The following is a 19,342-nucleotide window of genomic DNA, read 5'->3' as shown; positions in this document are numbered from 1 at the left end:
ATCCGACGCCTAGAAGCCGCCAGACCCGGGGCCGCCGCCCACATGTCCCTTCATCAAAATCACTATGTCAAAGAGCGTGTCCTTGCCCGAAGCGAACTTCGAACATCCCCTTTTATGGGGCCCAAGTCAGCAAGGCCGAAGCCTCACCAGCTAGTTGAGAACAGTCCGAACCGAGGTCCGGAAGAGCGGAGAAGCGAGTGCCTCGCCGCCGGGAGGTGGGCATCTATGAGCCCAATCGATTCGCGTCAACGGGAAAAATGCACTTTTTCCAAAAAACCGGAACTTTGCCGAAAAATCCGCCGGGCGCCCCGGGGCGCAGCCGGATATCGCATCATGGCTTGGCTGCTTCTGCGCGCCGCAGATACTCATCGGCCATCTCGAAGCGGATCCGCCGTACCGCCGGATCATCGGTGTCCGCGGCCCGTGCGCGCTCCTCTCGAGCGCGGCGCTGCAGATAGGCGCGCTCGCCTTCCTCTTCTGCCGGTGGCTGTTTCGCCTCCTCGGGCCTCGCAGCAGGAGATGCGCCCTTGGGCTCGGTAGCCAGCGCCTCGTACATCGCCGCCAATGTCAGGTGCTGCTCCCGGGCACTGCCCGTCAGCTCTGCGGCAATCTCGCGCTGGCGTGCGGCGCGGGCCTGATAATAGTCGTGTTGCGTATTCATGGGCGCCCCGTCCCCGCTCGTGCGGGCTCATCCCCGTCGAAACACAAGACCGGCCAGAAGGTTTCGGCGACGTAAGAAGCCGGTCGGCAGAATGACATTCTTGCACGCCCCGGTGCCCGGCCCAAAGAAAAAGGCACTCGCAACAGTTGCGAGCGCCTTTTTCCCAACCGGTTCGGGAATGCGCTCAGCCGATCGTCATCAGGCTGGCATTGCCGCCAGCCGCGGTGGTGTTGATCGAGATCGATACCTCTTCGAGCAACAGGTCGAGCGGGTAGCCATTCTGGCCGCGCGCAAGGACGGCCACGATCGGGCCGTCCAAGGCCGCCAGCTGCTCCGCCAGTGCCGTAGGATCGCCTTCGACCAGCGCGGCTGCGGGATGCGTGCCCGCCGCAGCCGCGAAGGCAGCGGCGATCCGCGGCGGCAAGCCCGTGGGCAGCGCCATGCCTTCCAGCGTGCCGGTATTGCCCGTCGCCAACATGGCGGCGGTCTGCTCGAACAGGCCGGCACGGGTCGATGGACGCAGCAGGATACGGCCACGCGGATGCAGCGCGTACAGGTTGCGCTCGCCGACCGGGCCGGGCAGCTCACGCTCGGCGCCCAGCGCCGAGGCAGCGCCGTAACGACGGGCCGTGGCAGCCGCATCGGCTTCGCCCTGCGCATCGAGCCAGGCGGCGAATTCGGTCAGCGGCGCGGGGGCCGTGGCGGGCTCGATCGCTACCGGCGCCTCATGAGTCAGCCGGCCGAGATAGAGCGGCCCGCCCGCTTTGGGGCCGGTACCTGAAAGCCCGCGCCCGCCAAAGGGCTGCACGCCGACGATCGCGCCGATCACGTTGCGGTTCACATAGAGATTGCCGGCGTTCACCCGCGCCGTGACTTCGGCGATCGTCTCGTCGAGCCGGGTGTGCAGGCCGAAGGTGAGGCCATAGCCGGTGGCGTTGATCGCATCGATCAGCTTGCCCAGGTCATCGCGGGCGTAGCGCAGGACGTGGAGCACCGGGCCGAACACTTCGCGCTCGACATCGGCGATCGAAGCGATCTCGATGATCGTCGGCGCGACGAAGGTGCCGTGCGCCGCACTCGCCGGCAGTTCCTGCTGCTCGATCTTGTGGCCGCGCGCGCGCATCGTGGCGATGTGGCGCTCGATATTGCCCTGCGCCTCGGCAGTGATCACCGGGCCGGTATCGACCGCGAGCGCATCGGTGCGGCCGATCCGCAGTTCCTTGAGCGCCTCCCTGAGCATCGCCAGCGTGCGATCGGCGATTTCCTCCTGCAGGCAGAGGATGCGCAGCGCCGAGCAGCGCTGGCCGGCGCTGTCGAATGCCGAGGCGAGGACGTCCGCCACGACCTGCTCGGCGAGCGCCGAGGAATCGACGATCATCGCATTCTGCCCGCCGGTCTCGGCGATGAGCGGGATCGGCTTGCCGGCGGGCGAGAGCCGCGGGGCGAGCTGGCGCTGGATGAGGCGGGCGACATCGGTCGAGCCGGTGAACATCACACCGGCGGTCTGCGGCGCCCCGACCAAGGCCGCTCCGATCGGGCCATCGCCGGGAACGAGCTGGAGTGCATCGGCGGGAACGCCCGCTTCGTGCAGCAACGCCACCGCCTGGGCGGCGATCAGCGGGGTTTCCTCGGCTGGCTTGGCGAGCACCGGGTTGCCCGCGACGAGCGCGGCGGCGACCTGCCCGGTGAAGATCGCCAGCGGGAAGTTCCACGGGCTGATGCACACCACCGGGCCGAGCGGCGCCTGGGCCGAGCCGAAGGTGGCACGGGCGCGGGCGGCGTAATAGCGCAGGAAGTCGATCGCCTCGCGCACTTCCGAGATCGCATTGGGCAGCGACTTTCCCGCTTCGCGCACGATCAGGCCGAGCAGCACGGGCATGCGCGCCTGCATCGCTTCTGCGGCGCGCTCGAGCATTGCGGCGCGATCGGCGACGAGGGTGCTGCTCCAGGTCGAGGCGGCGGCGCGGGCAACGGCGGCAGTAGCAGCTTCCGGGGAAACTTCGACGACGACACCGACTTCGTCACGGTGATCGGCGGGGTTGAGGACCTTGCGCTCGGCCCCCTGCCCGTCCGCCGGCGCGGCCCGCCATGCGATCGTGGCGCTGTGCTGGAGCGATGCGGTGAGCGTTGCGAGCGCATCCTCGTTGCTCAGGTCGAGCCCGTCCGAATTGCGGCGGTCGGGATAGAGGTCGCGGGGCAGCGCGATCAGGTCGTGATGCATACCGGGATCGGGCATTGCCAGGACCTGCTCGACCGGATCGGCAACCAGCTCGGAAACCGGAATCTCGGGATCCGCGATACGGTTTACGAAGGAGGAGTTGGCGCCATTCTCCAGCAAACGGCGCACCAGATAGGCCAGAAGCGTCTCGTGGGTGCCGACCGGCGCATAGATTCGGCAGGGGCGGTTCAGCTTCGCCTTTCCGACGACCTGCTCGTAGAGCGGCTCGCCCATGCCGTGCAGGCACTGGAACTCGTATTTGCCTACCGCGAAGTCCGGGCCGGCGAGCTGGTAGATCGTCGCCAGCGTCTGGGCATTGTGCGTGGCGAATTGCGGGAACACGCGATCCGTGGCCGCGAGCAGCTTCCGCGCGCAGGCGATGTACGCGACATCGGTGTGGAGCTTGCGGGTATAGACCGGGAAATCGGGCAGCCCATCGACCTGGGCGCGCTTGATCTCGGCATCCCAATAGGCGCCCTTGACCAGCCGGACCATGATCCGCCGCTGGGCGCGGCCGGCGAGGTCGATGATCCAGTCCAGCACATAGGGGCAGCGCTTGCCGTACGCCTGGACGACGAAGCCGAGCCCGTCCCAGCCCGCGAGATCGGGATCGAGCGCCAGGCCTTCGAGCAGGTCGAGCGACAGTTCGAGTCGATCGGCTTCCTCGGCATCGATGTTGAGGCCGATGTCATAGCTGCGGGCCAGCGCCGCCAGCGTCTTCACGCGGGGAAGCAGCTCGCCCATCACCCGGTCCGCCTGCGAGCGGGCATAGCGCGGGTGCAGCGCCGACAGCTTGATCGAGATGCCCGGCCCTTCATAGATGCCGCGCCCGGCCGAGGCCTTGCCGATCGCGTGGATCGCATTCTCGTAATCGCGATAATAGCGCTCGGCGTCGGCACCGGTGGTCGCCGCCTCGCCGAGCATGTCATAGCTGTAGCGGAATCCCTTGGCCTCTTCATGCCTGGCCCGCTTGAGCGCCTCGGCGATCGTCTCGCCGGTGACGAACTGCTCTCCCATCATCCGCATCGCGATGTCGATCGCGCGGCGGATCACCGGCTCACCGGCGCGCGCGACCAGGCGCATCAGCGCGGCGCCCAGCCCCTTGTCGTCCGCGGTGCCGACCAGCTTGCCGGTGACGACCAGCGCCCAGGTCGCGGCGTTGACGAAGAGCGGCTTGCCGCCGAGATGCGCGCGCCAGTCGCCATCGGCGATCTTGTCGCGGATCAGCGCGTCGCGGGTGGCATCGTCGGGGATGCGCAGCAGCGCCTCGGCCAGGCACATCAGCGCCACGCCCTCCTCGCTCGACAGCGCATATTCCTGGACCAGCGATTCGACCGCGCCGCCGCGCTTGCGGGCGCGCAGCCCGGTGACCAGCTGGGTCGCCGTCTCGCGGACCGCGGCGCGGGTGGCCTCGTCGAGTGTCGCCGCCTCGATCAGCGGCAGCAGCGCCTCGCGCTCGTCGCGGCGATAGGCGGCGGTGATCGCCTGGCGGAGCGGAGTCGCTTCCCGGACGGGCGGAGCGAAGGCGGCAAAGGGTGCGGGCTGGTTCATGGCGGCCATAATAAACCTTCCCGCCAAGTCGATCCGACTTTTCAGCGCGGTATCATGGGATGAATCGCCATATTCACCGGGCCGTGCTAGGCGGAAATGATGAAAAAGCCCGCGCGCGCAGTCGAATTGGATGAGTTCGATCGCAAGATCGTCGCCGCGCTCTCCGCGGACGGCCGGATGACCGTCACCGAGCTCGCCAAACAGGTGGGGCTTTCCAAGACGCCGGCCCAGGTGCGGCTCAAGCGCCTGGTCGATTCGGGCGTAATCCGCGGCTTTCGCGCGATCATCGATCCCGCGCGGCTGGGACTCGATCATATCGCCTTCACCGAAGTGAAGCTGGCCGACACGCGGGAAAAGGCGCTGCAGGAGTTCAACGCAGCCGTGCGGCGGCTTCCCGAAGTGGAGGAGTGCCATATGCTCGCCAGCAATTTCGACTATCTGCTCAAGGTGCGCACCGCGGACATCCACCGCTACCGGATCGTGCTGGGCGAGAAGATCTCCAGCCTGCCGCACGTCGCCAGCACTTCGACCTATGTCGCGATGGAGACGGTGAAGGATTAGCGGCTGAGACTCAGCATGTGATCGACATGGCGCGGCCCGCCGAGCAGCTCCTCGGGTGTGATCGGGCGAATCTGCCCGTCATGATGGATCAGACCAAGCGTGAAGCCTTCGCCGAGTATCTCGGAGAGGAACCCCGCCGGATCGGGATAGCGGCCGACGGTGAACTCCATGAAGACGGTGAGCGGATTGCCGCGCGCCAGGATGCCGGTCATGCCGCGCCATACCTGCTGCTCATGGCCCTCGACATCGATCTTGATGAACTCGGCATCGAGCGCTTGCGCAAAGCTGTCGAGCCGGCGGATCGGGATCGAACCGGCGCCATCCTCGCGTACCCGCGCGCCACCCGGCGCATGCGTCTCCACATCGAGCGCGACCAGCCCTTCGACCGCGCCGAGCGCACAGCGGTGGAGCGTGGTGAATGGGCCGAAGCCGTTGATCGCGATGCTTGAGGCGAGCCGGCCGGCCACCCCGTCATTGGGCTCGAAGGACAGGACGCGGCCCCCATCGCCAGTCAGATCGGCGAGGAGCAGCGTGAAGAAGCCGAGATTGGCACCGACATCGATCACCGTCGCGCCGCGGCGCACGACGCGCAGCATCGCTTCGGTGACCCACATTTCCCAGAAGCCGTCGAGCATCAGGTGCGCGGCGATGCCGGTGTCGCGCGTGTCGACGTACATCTTGTACCGCCCGAGCACGCGGGCGAGCGCGGTGTGATCACCGCAATAGGCCGTGCGGCAGAGCGCGCGGATCTCCGCCTCGACCTGGTCGCGCGGTTCCGAAAGCAGGCGCCAGATGTCGTAGATCGGTGCCGTGTCCATCATCCTTCCCTTGCCCGGCGGCCGGCATGCCATGCGGCCAGATGCGCCGCAATCGAGGCGCGCGGGGTTTTCGGACCGGTTCGGGCCAGTGCCTCGACAAGTTGCTCGGGAGGGCAAGGCGCACCGGTGACGGGATCGCCGTAGAGCGGATAGGCGATCAGCGCGGCGGCGGCCAGCTCGGCAAGGGTGCGGCGGCGGGTGCGGCGGGCGGGCGCGGCATGGTCGCGGGTCAGGCCCCAGCCGGCATAGAAGGGGGCGCCGTGCACCACCACATTGCGCCCGCGGACCAGCGCCTCGAAGCCGGCGAGCGAAGTGAGCGTGTGCACCACGTCCACCCGGTCGAGCAGGCGCGGGAGATCGGCATGCGGCAGGACCAGGTCCGCCTCAGGCGCCGTCAGCGCGCCGCTGCGCAGGCGGGCGACGACATCGGGATGCGGCTTGTAGACCAGATACGCGTCCGGCTCCTCGGCGCGGGCACGAGCGAGCAGATCGGCCGTGGAGAGTCCCAGTCCGCCGAGCAGTACCGAGCGATCATCCTCGACCTGGCCGAGCACTAGCGCAATGCGGCGATCCGCTGGCAGATCGGGTATCGGGCCGTCGAGATTGTACTTGGTCAGCGCCGCCTCGCGCAGCCGGGCGAGCAGGCGCTCGGCGCGGGCGATTTGATCGGGCGTGAAGTCGCGGGTCTGGAGCATCACCTCGAGATCGCTCGGGCCCGCGGCATCGTAATGCGGGCGGCGGCTGTCGAGCGTGATCGAGCCGGGTGGGACCAGCGCCGCACCAAGCCCCGCCGAGCGGATGAAGCCGTCCTCGATCCACCAAAGCGGCACGCCCGCGGCTGCCGCTTGCGCCTCCAGCCCAGCCGGCATGCGCGAGGCCCAGCAGGCGATGGCGCCGCCGCCCGCCCTTGCCGCCTTCACGGCCTTGGCAGCGGCGTTTGCAAATACCGGCCCATGCCGGTTGCAAAGCATTGCAGCGAGGCGCCTGCGCTTCCACCGCGCGATCCCGGCGAGGCAGGCGATGCCTTCCGCCCGGGGGTCGGTCACCGGGTGAGCAGCTCGACGGTGAGCGCCGGGGTGATCAGCGTGTTGAGCAGCTGGACGAGCTTGCCGAACTGCGCCGAGCGGGCATTGGCGATGAGCAGCACGTCCTTCTCGCGCATCCGGAAACGCTGGGCGGCGAAATAGCTGCGCGGGTCGATCAGGTTGAGCCGGTAGATCACCGGCAGCTCCTTGCGGACGCCGTCGACCATTGCCGGCTCGTAGCGGAAGACGAACACGCCGGTGGCATCGGCCTGGCTGTCGAGCGGGCCGCCAGCGCGGGCGAGCGCTTCGGCGAGGCTGAGCGCATCGCTGTCGAACGGCACTTCGGAGACGGTGCGCGCCGCACCGAGGACGGTGACCGAACGGACCGAACGGATCAGCTCGACATGGTCGCCAGGGGCGAGGCGGACATTGGCGAGCGCGCCGACGCGGAGCCGGTCGAGCCGGATCTCGGCGGACTGGTCGGTCCGGGTAAGCCGCACCGATGTGTCGGCGGCGCGGGCGGTGGGGCCGCCGGCGACGGCGATCACGTCGAGCAGGCGCTCGCCCGCCGCCGTGAGCGGCTGGCGGCCGGGGGTCTTCACATCGCCGCTGACCACGATGCTGCGCGCCGGGCCGCGATCGATCGTGACGCTGGCCTGGGCGCTCTGCGAAAGGCCGCGCAGCCGGCGCTCGATCTCCGACGAGACCGTATCGGGGGTACGGCCGAGGACGGAGACGGCACCGATATAGGGCAAGTCGATCGTGCCCGCTTCGCCAACCTCCATGCGGGGCAGGGTGCGGCCGGCGGCGGTGGGCGCGGCCTCGTCGCGGGCGGCACCGAACAGCGCATAGCCGACTTCGAACACGGTGACGCTCACCCGGTCGCCCACGGCAATTCCATTGTCGCTCGGCGCGGCATCGGCGATCGGCCAGGCGGGCGCTTCCGGCTCGGCTTCGGCAGCGAGGCCGGGGGCGTCGACGATGTCGATCACCGTGACGCCGGCGGCGGCCGCCGGATTCACGACCTGATGCGCGGTCGGTGCGGCGGCGGGCAGTGTCGCGCAGCCCGAGATGAGCAGCAGCGCCAGGGGAAGGAGCAGGCTACGCATGGGCGGGCCGCAGCGCGGCCGCCTGGGCGCGCTCCTCGAACAAATCGCCATAAAGGCGGGCGAGGCGTTCGCCGTACCGCTTGGGCGAGAAGAATTCGGCGCGGACCTTGCCGGCGGCGGACAGCCGCTCGCGCAACTCGGCATCGCCATCGAGCGCGCGCAGCCCGGCGGCGATCGCGGCGGGGCTATAGGGATCGACGAGCACCGCCGCATCGCCCGCCACTTCGGGGAGCGCGCTGGTGTTCGAAGTGAGCACCGGCGTGCCCAGCGCCATCGCCTCGAGCACCGGCAGGCCGAAGCCCTCATGGATCGAGGGGAAGGTCACTGCCTTCGCACCACGGACCAGGCGGAAGAGCAGGCTGCGCGGCAGATAGTCGATCCGGCGGACATTCTTGAACTGGGCGACCAGCGGGTTGAGTTCGTCGCGGCGGAGCAGACGCAGCTCTTGCCGGCTGCCGAAGCTGCGCTGGCCGACGATCACCAACGGCGTATCGGTGCCGAGCGAGAGATAGGCCTCGATCAGCCGGGCAAGGTTCTTCTTGGGCTCGATCGCGCCGAAGAACAGGAAATAGCCGCGCCAATCGAGCCCGAAGATGCTCTGCACCGCGCGGGCGACGTCCTGCTCGGGCTCCTCGGCCGCGCCCTCTGGCAGGCGGACGGCCTGCCAGGTGTTGACCAGCCTGGGCTCGGCTTCGGGGAACAGCTGGAGGATGTCGGCCCGGCTCGCCTCGGAGACAGTGACGATACGGTCGGCGGTCGCCACCACCTTGCCGACCAGCCGGGAATAGAAGCGCTTGTTGTCGGCGGTGGCGAAGGGGAGCTTCAAGGGCACCAGATCGTGCAGCGTGTAGAGATTGGCCACGCCCGGCATGCGCACCGGCAAGGGGTAGGTCCAGTGCATGACGTCGGGGGCGCCGCCGGGGATGACCGCCCGGGTGAACAGGCCGGTGCGCTTGAAGTTGCGGGCGGCGAGATCGAACAGATCGGGCGCGCTGTGCAGCGCATCGAAGCGCGGCAGCCGGTGGGCGAACTGGCGGGCGAGCACGTGCCCGTCGACCGGAATGGCGCGGGTGTGCCGCGGACGGGCCAGCCGGGCAAGTTCGCGCAGCCAGGCCGGGCTGCCGGGAAAGGGCCGGCGCGTGGCATGGCCATTGCCCAGCGCTTCGTAGAACATGACCTCGCGCAGGCGCGGATTGAACGGCGCGCGCAGGCCGTACAGCCCGTCGACGCCGATCCCCAATTCGTGCGCGGCATCGGCGAGCTGATAGCCATAGGTGGCCACGCCCGTGCCCTGCGGCAGCGCCAGATTATAGCCGTCGATCATCAACCGCATGGTGCGGCGTCCCCCTAGCCTCGCTCTGTCGTACAGGCCGGTGAAGCGATTGCGAAGCCCGCACTTTCGCAAGGACCTCCATGGGTTTAGCGTGGCGCGATGATCCGCTTCGATCGCGTCGCCAAATCCTATCCGCTGCGCGGCGGCGGGCGGCGGACCGTGCTGGAGGAAGCGAGCTTCCGCATCCTGCCCGGCCAGTCGATCGGCATTTGCGGCCACAATGGCGCGGGCAAGACGACGCTGCTGCGCCTCATCGCCGGAGTGGAGAAGCCGAGCGCCGGCAGGATCGAACGCGGCATGCGCGTCTCCTGGCCGATCGGCTATGGCTCCAGCTTCCAGTCCAGCCTGAGCGGCGCCGACAATGTCCGCTTCATCGCGCGCATCTATCGCCGACCGGTGGGAGAGGTGCTGGCCTTTGTCGAGGATTTCGCCGAGCTGGGCGAATATCTGTTCATGCCGATCCGTACCTATTCGGCGGGCATGCTGGCACGGCTGGCATTCGCCGCGAGCCTGGCGGTGGAGTTCGACTGCTATCTGATCGACGAAGTCATCGCCGCGGGCGACGAGCGCTTCCGCGCGCGCTGCCATGCCGCGCTGATGGAGCGGCGGCGACAGGGCACGCTCGTCATGGTCAGCCACGACATGCAGACGCTGCGCGACTATTGCGACATCGGCGCGGTGCTGGAGGGCGGGCGGCTGACCTTCTACGACCATATCGAGGAAGCGATCGCGCGGCACTCCAGCCGACAGGAAGCGAAGGTCGCCTAGGCCCATAGCGGAGCGGTCTCAGGCTTGGTGCTCGCGTAGCCCGGCGAGCAGCATCCAGCCGATGCCATAGGCGATGACCAGCCCGGCGAAGATCAGCAGCGTGGTCCGCCACGGCGTCGGGCGATCTGGCCTTTCGGGAAGGTTGGGCTCGACCACGGGGACGATGAACAGCCGCTCCTTCACGGCGCGGGCGCGCGCTTCCTCGAGCCGGGCGCGGGCGGCCTCGTAGCGCTTGGCGGCGAAGCTCTGGCGCAGGCGCAGCTCCTCGAAATTGCCCAGCCGCGCGGCAACCGCGCCGGGCTGGCCGGCGATGCGCCCACGTGCCGCCGCGACCGCCGCCTGGAGCGCGGATACCCGGCCCGCGACCGCGCGGACCTGGGGGCTGGCCGGACTCAGCTGGCGGCGCATGTCGGCGAGCAGCGCCTGCTGTTTGCCCAGGTCGATCTCGGCGTCGGCAAGCGCTTTCTGCCCGGCAGCACCGCTGGCGGCGGGATCGATATCGCCATTGCCCTGGCGGAAGGCGGAGAGCTGGCGCTCGATCGTGCCGAGTTCCTGCTCGGCGGCCAGCGCATCCGCATCGGCGGCGCGCAGCGAGGCGTCGAACAGCCGGGCGTTGAAGGCGTTGACCCGTTCCTCGCCAAGCTGGAGCAAGGCGGCGGCGACGCGACGCGAGTCCTCGGGGGCGAAGGCGCGGACCGAGAGGCGGGTGATATTGTCGTCGGGGTCGTAGGTCACGTCGACATGGGCCCGGTAATAGTCGAGCAGCGTCTCGGCGCGGGGCCTGTCCGCGCGCAGGCGCGACAGCCAGTCGATCCCGTGCCGGGCATAGAGCGCGGCGAGATCGATGCCCTTGGCCTTCAAGGCCGCCACGGCATCGTGCGAGCGCAGATACTCGCGGACGCTCTGCGCCTCCTGCTGGCCCGGCGCGAGCGCGCCGCCCAGGCCGAAGAGCTGGCCCATGCCGCCGACGCGCGGCCCCTGCGCCTCGAGCCCGCGCACGACGAACTGCGCCTCGGAGGCATATTGCGGGCTGGCGATGGCGAAGAGGTAGAGCGCGGCGAGCAGGGTCGGCAGCAGCACCACCAGAGCAAAGGGAGTGCGCCGCCACCAAGCCGGCCGTGCGCGCGGCACCGCTTCCTCGGCCGGGGAAAGATGGACCATGCGGTTCATGCGCGGCATCTCAGGCAAAAGCGCCTCATAGTTCAAGCCGCCCGCGCAGATGGGCGAGCGCGAACAGCCCGAGCAGGGTCAGCGCGCCGCACCAGCCGACGACATAGCCGATATCGGCATAGTGCGAAGTGAAGCCGGCAAACTGCCCGATCTTGAGCAGCTCGAAGACAGGGACGAGCGGGATCCAGGCGAGCCAGGCACGCGCGCCTTCGGGCAGCCAGGCCATGGCGAAGAAGGCCCCGGAGGCGGGCATCGACAGATAGAGCAGGGGATGGACGAGCCGGCCGATGAGCGGCGCGGCATGCGAGGCGGCGGCTACCAGCATGCCGAGCGCGAAGGCGAACCAGGCCATCAGCACTATCGCGAGCAGCACCGCCTCGGGCCGGGCCGGCGGATCGGCGAGGCCGAGCGCCGCCGCGGCGCCGAGCAGCGTGACCAGTACAACGATCGTGCTGGCCAGTTCGAGCAGCGAGCGCGCGGCGAGCATGTCGAACAAGGTGACCGGGCGGTGGTGGAGCAAGGGCCGGTTGGCTTCGAGCACCGTCTCGGCGCGCGAGATCACCGATCGGAACATGATGAAGAGGCCGTAGCCGCCGATCGCGAAGGGGATCGGCTTGACGCCGCCGCTGATCGGCAGATGGCTCGATCCGTGGAGCAAGGCGACGGCGGCGGCGAGCAGCATCGGCTCGGCGAACAGCCAGAGATAGCCGATATTCTCGCGCCCGAAGCGGGTGTGCAGCTCGCGCAGGATCAGCGCGCGGATCACCGCGCCCTGCGTATCCGCGGCGGCAAGCAGCGCGCGCATCATAGCGTGTCCAGGAACGGGAGGACCGCGGCGAAATGCGCGTCCCAGCCGGGCGGGGTCCAGGCCTTCAATCGTTTGAGCTGCGCGGCGCGGCGCGGGCTTTCCGACGCGGCGTAATCGCGGATCGCACGCTGCCAGCCGGGGCCGTCGAGCGGATCGAGATAGTCGGGCACATGGCCGCCGGTCTCGCGCAAGGCGGGCAGATCGCTGGCGATCACCGGCACGCCTGCGGCCAGCGCCTCGGCAACGGGCAGGCCGAAGCCTTCGGCGAAGCTCGGCATCAGCACTGCGCGGGCACCGGCGACCAGACGCGCGAGCCGCGCATCGCCGACCCGGCCGGCTTCGACCACCAGGCCCTGGATCGCCCGGCAGCGTTCGAGCATGTCGACGACATTCTCGTTCTCCCAGCCGCGCCTGCCGACCAGGATTAGCCGGGGCGCATCCGCTTCGCCAGCGAGTGCGCGCCAAAGGTTGAGCAGCAGGAGATGGTTCTTCCGGGGCTCGACCGTGCCGAGACAGAGGAAATAGGGGCGGTCCTGGACTTCGGGCGGGGTGCCGGCGAAGCGCGGTTCGACCCCGAGCGGGGCGACGAGCACGGGCGGGCGGCGCTTTTCGAGGAAACGATCGAGCGACGCGGCGGTGGCGTGCGAATTGACCAGGACCGCATCGGCGAGCGCGGCGGCGTTGCGCAGGCGTGTCTCATGCTTCTGCGCCCCGCCCGGCCGGGCATATTCGGGGAAGTCGGCGGGGATCGCGTCATGGATATAGACGCAGGTCTTCCCCGCCGGCCGGTGGCGACGAGGCAGCTCGGCGAGATGGTGATGCGAGACGAGCAGGCGGACTTCGCCTTCACGGGGCTGGCGCAGGCGCAGGCCGGAAAGCGCGATCCCCGAAGCCTGGCCCGCCGCCCAGCGCGCCTCGATCTGCGGAAGCAGCTTCGCCAGCGCCGGTGCCGCATAGCCGCACGCACCGAGGCCGGGCACCCAGGCCTCGAACGCCACCGGCCGGTCCCGGCGAGCGAGGAGTGCGCGGGCATAGGCCAGCTCCAGCCGGTCGATCCCCGTCGGCGTGGCGTGGCGGCGGCGGAGCAGCAGCCGGGTGATGTCGAGGCTCAGCGGCCGCATGCCAACAGCCGCTCGGTGCTGCGTTCCAACAGCAGCGCCAGCGCTTCCTTGCCGTGGAAGCCACCATTGACCAGGCATTTGGCGCGCAGCACCCGGCAGAACAGCGCGAAATTCTCTGTGTCCACCAGCGGCGGATCGCGCCAGAATTCGGCGAGGCTGCATTCGGCGGTGATCCCCGGCACCCGGTAGATCGCGGCTCCAAGCGCCAGCACCGGCACGCCTTGCGCCAATGCGAGCGGGCCGACGGTGCTGTTGACCGTCACCACCCCGCACGCGACGCGCAGCAGCGGCAGCAGGTCGCCGCGCTCGATGAAGGCGACCCTGTCGCCCACCCCGATCCGGTGCGCCGCCTGCGTGACCAGCGCACGCCAGCGGATCACGCCGGGATCGAGCGGATGCTGCTTGACGAGCAGCCGCGCCTCGGGCGGCGCGTCGCGAAACGCCTCGAGCACATGCTCCATCGCCTCGACGATCGAGGCGAAGGGCGAATGGACCGCAAGCTGCGAATCGCCTTCGATCTGGAGGGGCAGCAGGAAGGTCGGGCGCCCTGCCAGGCTGGCGAGCGCCGCCAGGCTGGCGCGATGCTCGCGCGTGCGGTGGAGGCGTCGACCGAGCCAGCCCGCCGCCTCGCGCCAGGCAGGCCAGAAGCGATGGTTGCGGTGGTGCGGGAAGAGCGGGCGGCCAAGCGCAGCGAAGAGATGGTGGAGCACCGCCTCCCGCGCGCGCGGCGCGAAGGCGCTGCGCACCGGCACCGGTTCCGCGGGGGCCTCGATCCGCGCATCGAGCAGGCGCAACGCACGCAGCGAGCGCGGCAAGCTCGAATGGCCGTTCACCCCGCCGCGCTCCAGCGTGACATGATCGGGGCGCAGATAGCCCTCCTCGAACGCGTGGAAGCGCAACCCCCGGCGATCGGCCAGCGCGCGGGCGGCGACATGGGGGGCCCGGCAATCGCCGAACACGACCAGATCGGTCACCCCGCGTGCGGCGACGAAGCGCTCCAGCCAGGCGGGGAAATCGGCGGTGGCGGCGCGAAAGGCGGTACCGCGGGGCCAGTCCCACCAGTCTCCGCCGCTGAAATTGATGCGGGATACGGTAGCGCCTTCGGCCCGGAGCTGGCGACCGAGCCTGCGGAAGAACGGACCGGGCAGGCCCTGGAGGAAGAGGAAATGGCGCGGCCCTTCGACCAGCCGCAGCGGCGCCGGCGCGGCATGGGATGTGGGCACGGGCCCGCCATCCAGACTATCGGGCCCTGTCGCCACCGATTCCCCCTTGTCGCCAATCTCTTACGCCGCGCATCGCCTTTGCGGAAGCGCACTCCTAAGAAGGGCGCATGTCCGATGTGCCGCCAGATGTGCTGATCGTCATCCCCGCGCGCTTCGCCTCGATGCGCTTCCCCGGCAAGCCGCTCGCGCGGATCGCGGGCAAGCCGCTGGTCCAATGGACCTGGGAAGCGGGGATGCGCGCTGCCGACCTGGGCGAAGTAGTGGTGGCGACCGAGGACGCGCGCATCGCCGAGGTTGTGCGCGGTTTTGGCGGGACGGCAGTGATGACCAGCGCGGAAGCGCGCAACGGCACCGAGCGCTGCGCCGAAGTGGCGGCGCTGCGGCCGGCGGCGAGGCTGGTCGTCAACCTCCAGGGCGATTCGCCGCTGGTCCGGCGATCGGACATCGCTGCCCTGGTCACCGCCTGGCGCGGGAGCGGGGCGACGATGCTGACGCCCTTCATGGCCTGCGATGCGACGACCGAGGCGCGGCTGCTCGCCGATGCCAATGCGGGCCGGGTCGGCGGGACGACCGTGGTGGCGGACCGGGCGGGCAATGCGCTCTATTTCTCCAAGCGCGTGCTGCCGCATGGCGGCCGTCCCAAGCTGCACATCGGGCTCTATGCCTATACGCCGGACGCGCTTGCCGCCTATGCCCGCTGGGCACCCGGCGCGCTGGAAAGCGCCGAGGGGCTTGAGCAGCTGCGCTTCCTCGAGAACGGCATGGGGATCCGCTTGGTCGAAGTGCCGGCGCCCGAGGCCGGCTTCTGGGAAGTCAATAATCCCGAGGACCTAGCCCTGGTTGCCGCCGCCCTTGGGGCGTGAACGGCGCGGGGTGAAATTGAGCCGCCGCGTCAAATTATAATCGAGCACCGCCATCACGAAATAGGCCGCCGCCTGCTTCACCCGCGTCCAGGGGCCGGTGCGCGCCTTGTAGATCTCGGGCGTGATCCGCTCCGAACGCGCGATCTCGCCATCGACGAAGCCGCGGACATAGGCGGCGAAGCCCGGATCCTCGACGCGGAACATCAGCTCGAGGTTGAGGAACATCGAGCGGATGTCGAAATTGGCCGAGCCGATGTTCACCACATCGTCGAGCAGGAACAGCTTGGTGTGCATCTTGGTCGGCTGGTATTCGTAGATCTCCACCCGCTTGCGGAGCAGGCCGGCATAAGTGAAGCGCGCCGCCCAGATCGCGGCGCCGTGATCGAGCTTGGACGGCAGCACCAGCCGCACCTGGCCGCGCTGGCCGGCCCGGTCGAGCCGGCGAAGCATCGCGGGATTGGGGGCGAAATAGGCCGCGATGATGTCGATCGACTTCGATCGCTCCATGTCGCGCTTCACTTCCCTGGCCCAGGGCGACAATCGGCGCATCGGCCCGCCGAGCAGCCAGCGGGTGGTCCCTTCCTGCTCGCTCCAGGCGCGCAAGGTCCTGGCGAGCTTGCGCAGCGACGGCTTGGGACGCTTGGCCCAATTGGACAGCGCATCGAAATAGCCGACCAGCCGCCCCGCCGCCGGCCCCTCGATCAGCAGCCCGAGATCGCGCCAGGCCTGTTCGGCGATCGTGCCGAAATAGCTGTCCTCGATGTTGAACCCGCCTACGATCACCCGTTCCTCATCGGCAAGGGCGAGCTTCTGGTGGTTGCGCAGCAGATAGCGCCGGCCCCAGCGCGGCACGAAGCGGCAGACATCGATACCCGCCTCGCGCAACGGATCGAAGAAGCGGTGGCTCTGGGCATGCTCGCTGCCCAGGCCATCGACGATCAGGCTGACCTTCACGCCGCGCTTCGCCGCGCCGATCAGCGCCTCGCGCACCGCGATCCCGGCCTCGTCATCGACATAGATGTAATAGAGCACTCGGAGCGTGCGCTTCGCCGAGCCCAGCAGGTCGAGCAGCGCCGCCAGCCGTTCGGGCCCGTCGGGCAGCAAGGTCAGCCGGTTGCCGTCGACCTCGTGGCTCGGCTGGGAGAACTCCATCGGGACGTGATGCGGGTTCGATGCTTCGTCGGCAAGGGGGGCGAGCGCTTCCATGGATTTCCGAGTCGTTGCGAGTGCGTTCCCAACGCGCCACGCGCGATTCGGTTCGCCTCCCCATTTTCTTGACTTTTCCGCGCGCGAACCCTAGATCGCCGCCTTTCCCGGATACTCCGTTTCAAGGAAGCACAGATGGCGCGCGTCACTGTCGAAGATTGCGTCGACAAGGTTCCCAACCGTTTCGACCTGGTGCTGTTCGCGGCGCAGCGGGCTCGCCAGATCTCGGGCGGCGCCGATCTGACCATCGATCGCGATCGCGACAAGAACCCGGTCGTCGCCTTGCGCGAGATCGCCGAGGAGACGGTTCGCCCGACTCACCTTGAGGAATCGGTCGTGTCGAGCCTGCAGCGCGTGCAGATCGACGACGAGGAGGCCCCGGACGAGGTCGGCTCGATCGCAGCTTCGGCCGAGGCGCTCCGCCTCACCGCCGCCGCGCCGCCGCGCAACCAGAATCTGGGCGGCGACTACGACGGCTGATTCGCTCGGACACGCAGGAATTTCGAAAGGGCCGGGGCGACTCCGGCCCTTTTGCTTTGGCGATTCGTCCATATCGGGGCGTACCGGCGGACCCCGATATCTACGGCTGAAGAAGGACTTCGCCGCCCGTCTTCATCGCGTCCGGGCGCTTCTCGTCGCCAAATTCGGCGCGGCCCCGATCGAGCAGATCGAAACCGGAGCCGATGAAGAAATCGAGAGGGTGCTTTTCACCAATGTCCGAGCGGCGGCGGAACACGCCAGGGAGCAATATGCCGCCCTGCTGCTGAAGCTGGAGCACCGCGCCGCGAAATTGAAGCGGCGCTAGACCTGCGTCATGCGGCACGCGGTCATTCCTCGGCCGCAGCCTTGCGCCCCTTGAACCCCTGCGCCACCACGAACCATTCCACCGAGCCCTTGCGGCTGGCGGCGGGCTTGGCGTGCTTCACGGTGGCGAAGTTGCGCTTCATCTCGGCGACGAGCTGCGAATCGGCGCCGCCGGCGAACACCTTGGAGACGAAGTCGCCGCCGGGCTCGAGCACCTGGATCGCGAAGTCGAGCGCGGTCTCGACCAGGGCCATGGTCCTGAGCGCATCGGTCTGCGGATGGCCGACGGTGTTGGCCGCCATGTCCGAGATGATGAGGTCGGGGGCGCCGCCCAGCTCCTCGATCAGGCGACCGGGCGCGGCATCGTCCATGAAGTCCATCATCAGGATCGTCGCGCCGTCGATCGGATCGACGGGCAGCAGATCGATGCCGACCACCGCCGCCTTGGGCAGCTTGCGGCGAATCACCTGGGTCCAGCCGCCCGGCGCGATGCCAAGATCGACCACGCGCTTCTTGCCCTTCAGAAAGGCGAACTTCTCGTCGAGCTCGGTCAGCTTATAGGCCGCGCGGCTGCGAAAGCCCTCGGCCTTGGCGCGCTTGACGTACGGATCGTTGAGCTGGCGTTCGAGCCAGCGCGTCGACTGGGGCGTGCGCTTTCGCGCCGTCAGCACGCGGGTATGGCCGCGTCCGCCGCCTCTGCTCACAAGATTCTCCCGTTGATCAGGCGGCGCAAGATGCCCTCGCGGATGCCGCGATCGGCAATGCCCAGCCGTTCGGCCGGCCATAGATCGAGAATCGTCTCGAGGATAGCGCAGCCTGCCACGACCAGGTCGGCGCGCTCCGAGCCGATGCAGGGCACCTGGCTGCGCTCCGCCATGCTCATCCCCGCAATGCGCTGGCTGACCTCGCGCATCGCCGGTGCCGGGACGATCAACCCATCGACCACCGAGCGGTCATAGGCGGCCAAGCCAAGGTGCACGCTGGCGAGCGTGGTGACGGTGCCCGACGTGCCGAGCAGCCGCCGGGTGCCGCGCGGGGTGCGCAGCCGCCTGGCGAACGGCGCGAAGCTCTCGGCGACGCGCGCGCGCATGCTGGCGTAGAGCGCGGCACGCTCCTCGGCGCTTTCGGCGGGCCCCGACGCTTCCGTTAGCGAGACGACACCCCAGGGTGCGCTGTGCCAGTCGAGGATGCGAGGCACTTCGCCACGCGAATCGACCAGCACCAATTCGGTCGAGCCGCCGCCGATGTCGAACACCAAGGCCGGGCCGTCGCCCGGCTCGAGCAGCGCGTGGCAGCCCAGCACGGCGAGCCGCGCCTCTTCCTCGGCAGTGATGATGTCGAGCGCGATGCCGGTCTCGCGGTAGACGCGCTCGATGAATTCCGAGCCGTTCGACGCCTGGCGGCAAGCTTCGGTCGCGACCGAGCGCGCGAGGATCACTTGGCGGCGCTTGAGCTTCTCGGCGCAGATCCGCAGCGCGGCGATGGTGCGCTCGATCGCGGCATCGGAGAGCTTGCCGCTGCTCGCCAGCCCCTCGCCCAGCCGGACGATTCGCGAAAAGGCATCGACCACGGCAAAGCCCGATTCTTGCGGACGCGCGATCAGCAGGCGGCAATTATTGGTGCCCAGATCGAGCGCCGCATAATGGCGCCCTTCGGGCCAGCGACCGCGAATCGGTCGTTCCGGCGGCACCGCGGGCTTCCGGACTCTACCGGGACCACGGCCGCGGGGCATATTGGCGGTGCCATCCCCCATAACATCACTCGCTTATGTTCTATTCCGTCACGGCTTTTCGCCGCCGGTGCTTGAAAGCGAGGCTAGCGGAGACCGTCGCGCGGAGCAAGGCATCCGCCTTTTCCCGCGTTGACAGCGCGGTTTGGTCGCCTTATTGCCCCCCGCCTGCGACTTTGACGTCGCGTGATGCCCTGTCGTCTAAAGGTAAGACTACGGACTCTGACTCCGTTAATTGAGGTTCGAATCCTCACGGGGCATCCAATCTACCAAAAAATTCCTTTGCCTTTCAGTAACTTACTGAAGATCCGCTAAAATCGGTCCCTCATCGGTTCCCACAGCGCGTTAGCTGTGCGCTTGCGTGCTTCCCAGCC

At 68.8% G+C, this 19,342-nt stretch carries 18 protein-coding genes and 1 tRNA gene; 5 read left to right on the top strand and 14 right to left on the bottom strand.

The genetic code is table 11. The features are described 5' to 3' along the window. Positions 1–331: 331 nt before the first annotated feature. A complete protein-coding gene (locus AC1RPL_RS17130; protein WP_493070924.1) occupies positions 332–661 on the bottom strand; it encodes a hypothetical protein in 330 nt (109 codons plus the stop codon). Between the two features lie 184 nt (positions 662–845). Then, the gene (putA, locus tag AC1RPL_RS17125) at positions 846–4,430 is read right to left on the bottom strand and encodes a trifunctional transcriptional regulator/proline dehydrogenase/L-glutamate gamma-semialdehyde dehydrogenase (RefSeq protein ID WP_493070962.1); all 3,585 of its coding nucleotides are present in this window, start codon (positions 4,428–4,430) and stop codon (positions 846–848) included. Between the two features lie 99 nt (positions 4,431–4,529). Here putA and AC1RPL_RS17120 point away from each other — a divergent pair, with 99 nt between their 5' ends. Beyond that, positions 4,530–4,991 carry an Lrp/AsnC family transcriptional regulator gene (locus AC1RPL_RS17120; RefSeq protein ID WP_493070922.1) on the top strand — a complete coding sequence of 154 codons (462 nt, stop codon included), beginning with the start codon at positions 4,530–4,532 and terminating at the stop codon, positions 4,989–4,991. Here AC1RPL_RS17120 and AC1RPL_RS17115 read toward each other — a convergent pair. The 4 genes from AC1RPL_RS17115 to AC1RPL_RS17100 are packed head-to-tail and all read right to left on the bottom strand — an operon-like array spanning position 4,988 to position 9,276. Beyond that, positions 4,988–5,809 carry an FkbM family methyltransferase gene (locus tag AC1RPL_RS17115; RefSeq protein WP_493070920.1) on the bottom strand — a complete coding sequence of 274 codons (822 nt, stop codon included), beginning with the start codon at positions 5,807–5,809 and terminating at the stop codon, positions 4,988–4,990. The two genes, AC1RPL_RS17120 and AC1RPL_RS17115, sit on opposite strands and share 4 nt — an antisense overlap. Beyond that, positions 5,809–6,855: a capsular polysaccharide export protein, LipB/KpsS family gene (locus AC1RPL_RS17110; protein ID WP_493070918.1), complete on the bottom strand. Its 1,047-nt coding sequence runs from the start codon at positions 6,853–6,855 to the stop codon at positions 5,809–5,811. Before AC1RPL_RS17110 ends, AC1RPL_RS17115 begins: the two co-directional genes overlap by 1 nt. Then, positions 6,852–7,943: a polysaccharide biosynthesis/export family protein gene (locus AC1RPL_RS17105; RefSeq protein WP_493070916.1), complete on the bottom strand. Its 1,092-nt coding sequence runs from the start codon at positions 7,941–7,943 to the stop codon at positions 6,852–6,854. The genes AC1RPL_RS17110 and AC1RPL_RS17105 overlap by 4 nt, the downstream gene beginning before the upstream one ends. After that, positions 7,936–9,276 carry a glycosyltransferase family 4 protein gene (locus AC1RPL_RS17100; protein WP_493070914.1) on the bottom strand — a complete coding sequence of 447 codons (1,341 nt, stop codon included), beginning with the start codon at positions 9,274–9,276 and terminating at the stop codon, positions 7,936–7,938. Before AC1RPL_RS17100 ends, AC1RPL_RS17105 begins: the two co-directional genes overlap by 8 nt. A 99-nt stretch (positions 9,277–9,375) precedes the next feature. Between AC1RPL_RS17100 and AC1RPL_RS17095 the strand changes: the two genes are divergently transcribed. Then, the gene (locus AC1RPL_RS17095; protein ID WP_493070912.1) at positions 9,376–10,044 is read left to right on the top strand and encodes an ABC transporter ATP-binding protein; all 669 of its coding nucleotides are present in this window, start codon (positions 9,376–9,378) and stop codon (positions 10,042–10,044) included. Positions 10,045–10,062: 18 nt separating this feature from the next. Here the strand turns inward: AC1RPL_RS17095 and AC1RPL_RS17090 are convergent, their stop codons facing one another. Genes AC1RPL_RS17090 through AC1RPL_RS17075 form a run of 4 tightly spaced genes read right to left on the bottom strand, consistent with a single transcriptional unit; the run spans position 10,063 to position 14,366 of the window. After that, on the bottom strand, positions 10,063–11,214 hold the full coding sequence (locus tag AC1RPL_RS17090; protein ID WP_493070910.1) for a KpsE/RkpR family capsule polysaccharide export protein: 1,152 nt from the start codon (positions 11,212–11,214) through the stop codon (positions 10,063–10,065). A gap of 25 nt (positions 11,215–11,239) precedes the next feature. Further along, positions 11,240–12,019 carry an ABC transporter permease gene (locus AC1RPL_RS17085; protein WP_493070908.1) on the bottom strand — a complete coding sequence of 260 codons (780 nt, stop codon included), beginning with the start codon at positions 12,017–12,019 and terminating at the stop codon, positions 11,240–11,242. Next, a complete protein-coding gene (locus AC1RPL_RS17080; protein ID WP_493070906.1) occupies positions 12,019–13,143 on the bottom strand; it encodes a glycosyltransferase family 4 protein in 1,125 nt (374 codons plus the stop codon). The genes AC1RPL_RS17085 and AC1RPL_RS17080 overlap by 1 nt, the downstream gene beginning before the upstream one ends. Further along, entirely contained in the window at positions 13,131–14,366 is a 1,236-nt protein-coding gene (locus tag AC1RPL_RS17075) for a capsule polysaccharide biogenesis protein (protein WP_493070904.1), read from the bottom strand. Before AC1RPL_RS17075 ends, AC1RPL_RS17080 begins: the two co-directional genes overlap by 13 nt. 107 nt (positions 14,367–14,473) lie before the next feature. Here AC1RPL_RS17075 and AC1RPL_RS17070 point away from each other — a divergent pair, with 107 nt between their 5' ends. Beyond that, positions 14,474–15,229, top strand: coding sequence for a 3-deoxy-manno-octulosonate cytidylyltransferase (locus AC1RPL_RS17070; RefSeq protein WP_493070902.1), 756 nt, complete (start codon positions 14,474–14,476; stop codon positions 15,227–15,229). Here AC1RPL_RS17070 and AC1RPL_RS17065 read toward each other — a convergent pair. After that, complete coding sequence (locus AC1RPL_RS17065; RefSeq protein WP_493070961.1) at positions 15,197–16,381, bottom strand: phospholipase D-like domain-containing protein; 1,185 nt, start codon at positions 16,379–16,381, stop codon at positions 15,197–15,199. The two genes, AC1RPL_RS17070 and AC1RPL_RS17065, sit on opposite strands and share 33 nt — an antisense overlap. 189 nt (positions 16,382–16,570) lie before the next feature. On the opposite strand from AC1RPL_RS17065, the gene rpoZ reads away from it, so the two are divergent. Then, entirely contained in the window at positions 16,571–16,915 is a 345-nt protein-coding gene (gene rpoZ / locus AC1RPL_RS17060) for a DNA-directed RNA polymerase subunit omega (RefSeq protein WP_348973991.1), read from the top strand. 100 nt (positions 16,916–17,015) lie between these two features. Here the strand turns inward: rpoZ and AC1RPL_RS17055 are convergent, their stop codons facing one another. The 3 genes from AC1RPL_RS17055 to AC1RPL_RS17045 all read right to left on the bottom strand — a co-directional run bounded on the left by AC1RPL_RS17055 (position 17,016) and on the right by AC1RPL_RS17045 (position 18,992). After that, positions 17,016–17,171, bottom strand: a complete 156-nt coding sequence (locus AC1RPL_RS17055; protein WP_493070900.1) for a hypothetical protein — start codon at positions 17,169–17,171, stop codon at positions 17,016–17,018. A 91-nt stretch (positions 17,172–17,262) separates the two neighbouring features. Further along, positions 17,263–17,943 (bottom strand): RlmE family RNA methyltransferase, encoded by a 681-nt coding sequence (locus AC1RPL_RS17050; protein ID WP_493070898.1) that lies wholly within the window; start codon positions 17,941–17,943, stop codon positions 17,263–17,265. Next, positions 17,940–18,992: a Ppx/GppA phosphatase family protein gene (locus tag AC1RPL_RS17045; protein WP_493070897.1), complete on the bottom strand. Its 1,053-nt coding sequence runs from the start codon at positions 18,990–18,992 to the stop codon at positions 17,940–17,942. Before AC1RPL_RS17045 ends, AC1RPL_RS17050 begins: the two co-directional genes overlap by 4 nt. Before the next feature lie 166 nt (positions 18,993–19,158). On the opposite strand from AC1RPL_RS17045, the gene AC1RPL_RS17040 reads away from it, so the two are divergent. Continuing rightward, a tRNA-Gln gene (locus AC1RPL_RS17040) sits at positions 19,159–19,232 on the top strand. Positions 19,233–19,342: the final 110 nt, after the last annotated feature.

This window comes from Sphingomonas sp. GW821-FHT12D09 (assembly GCF_058807215.1).
This window is presented reverse-complemented; position numbering and strand designations above follow the sequence as displayed.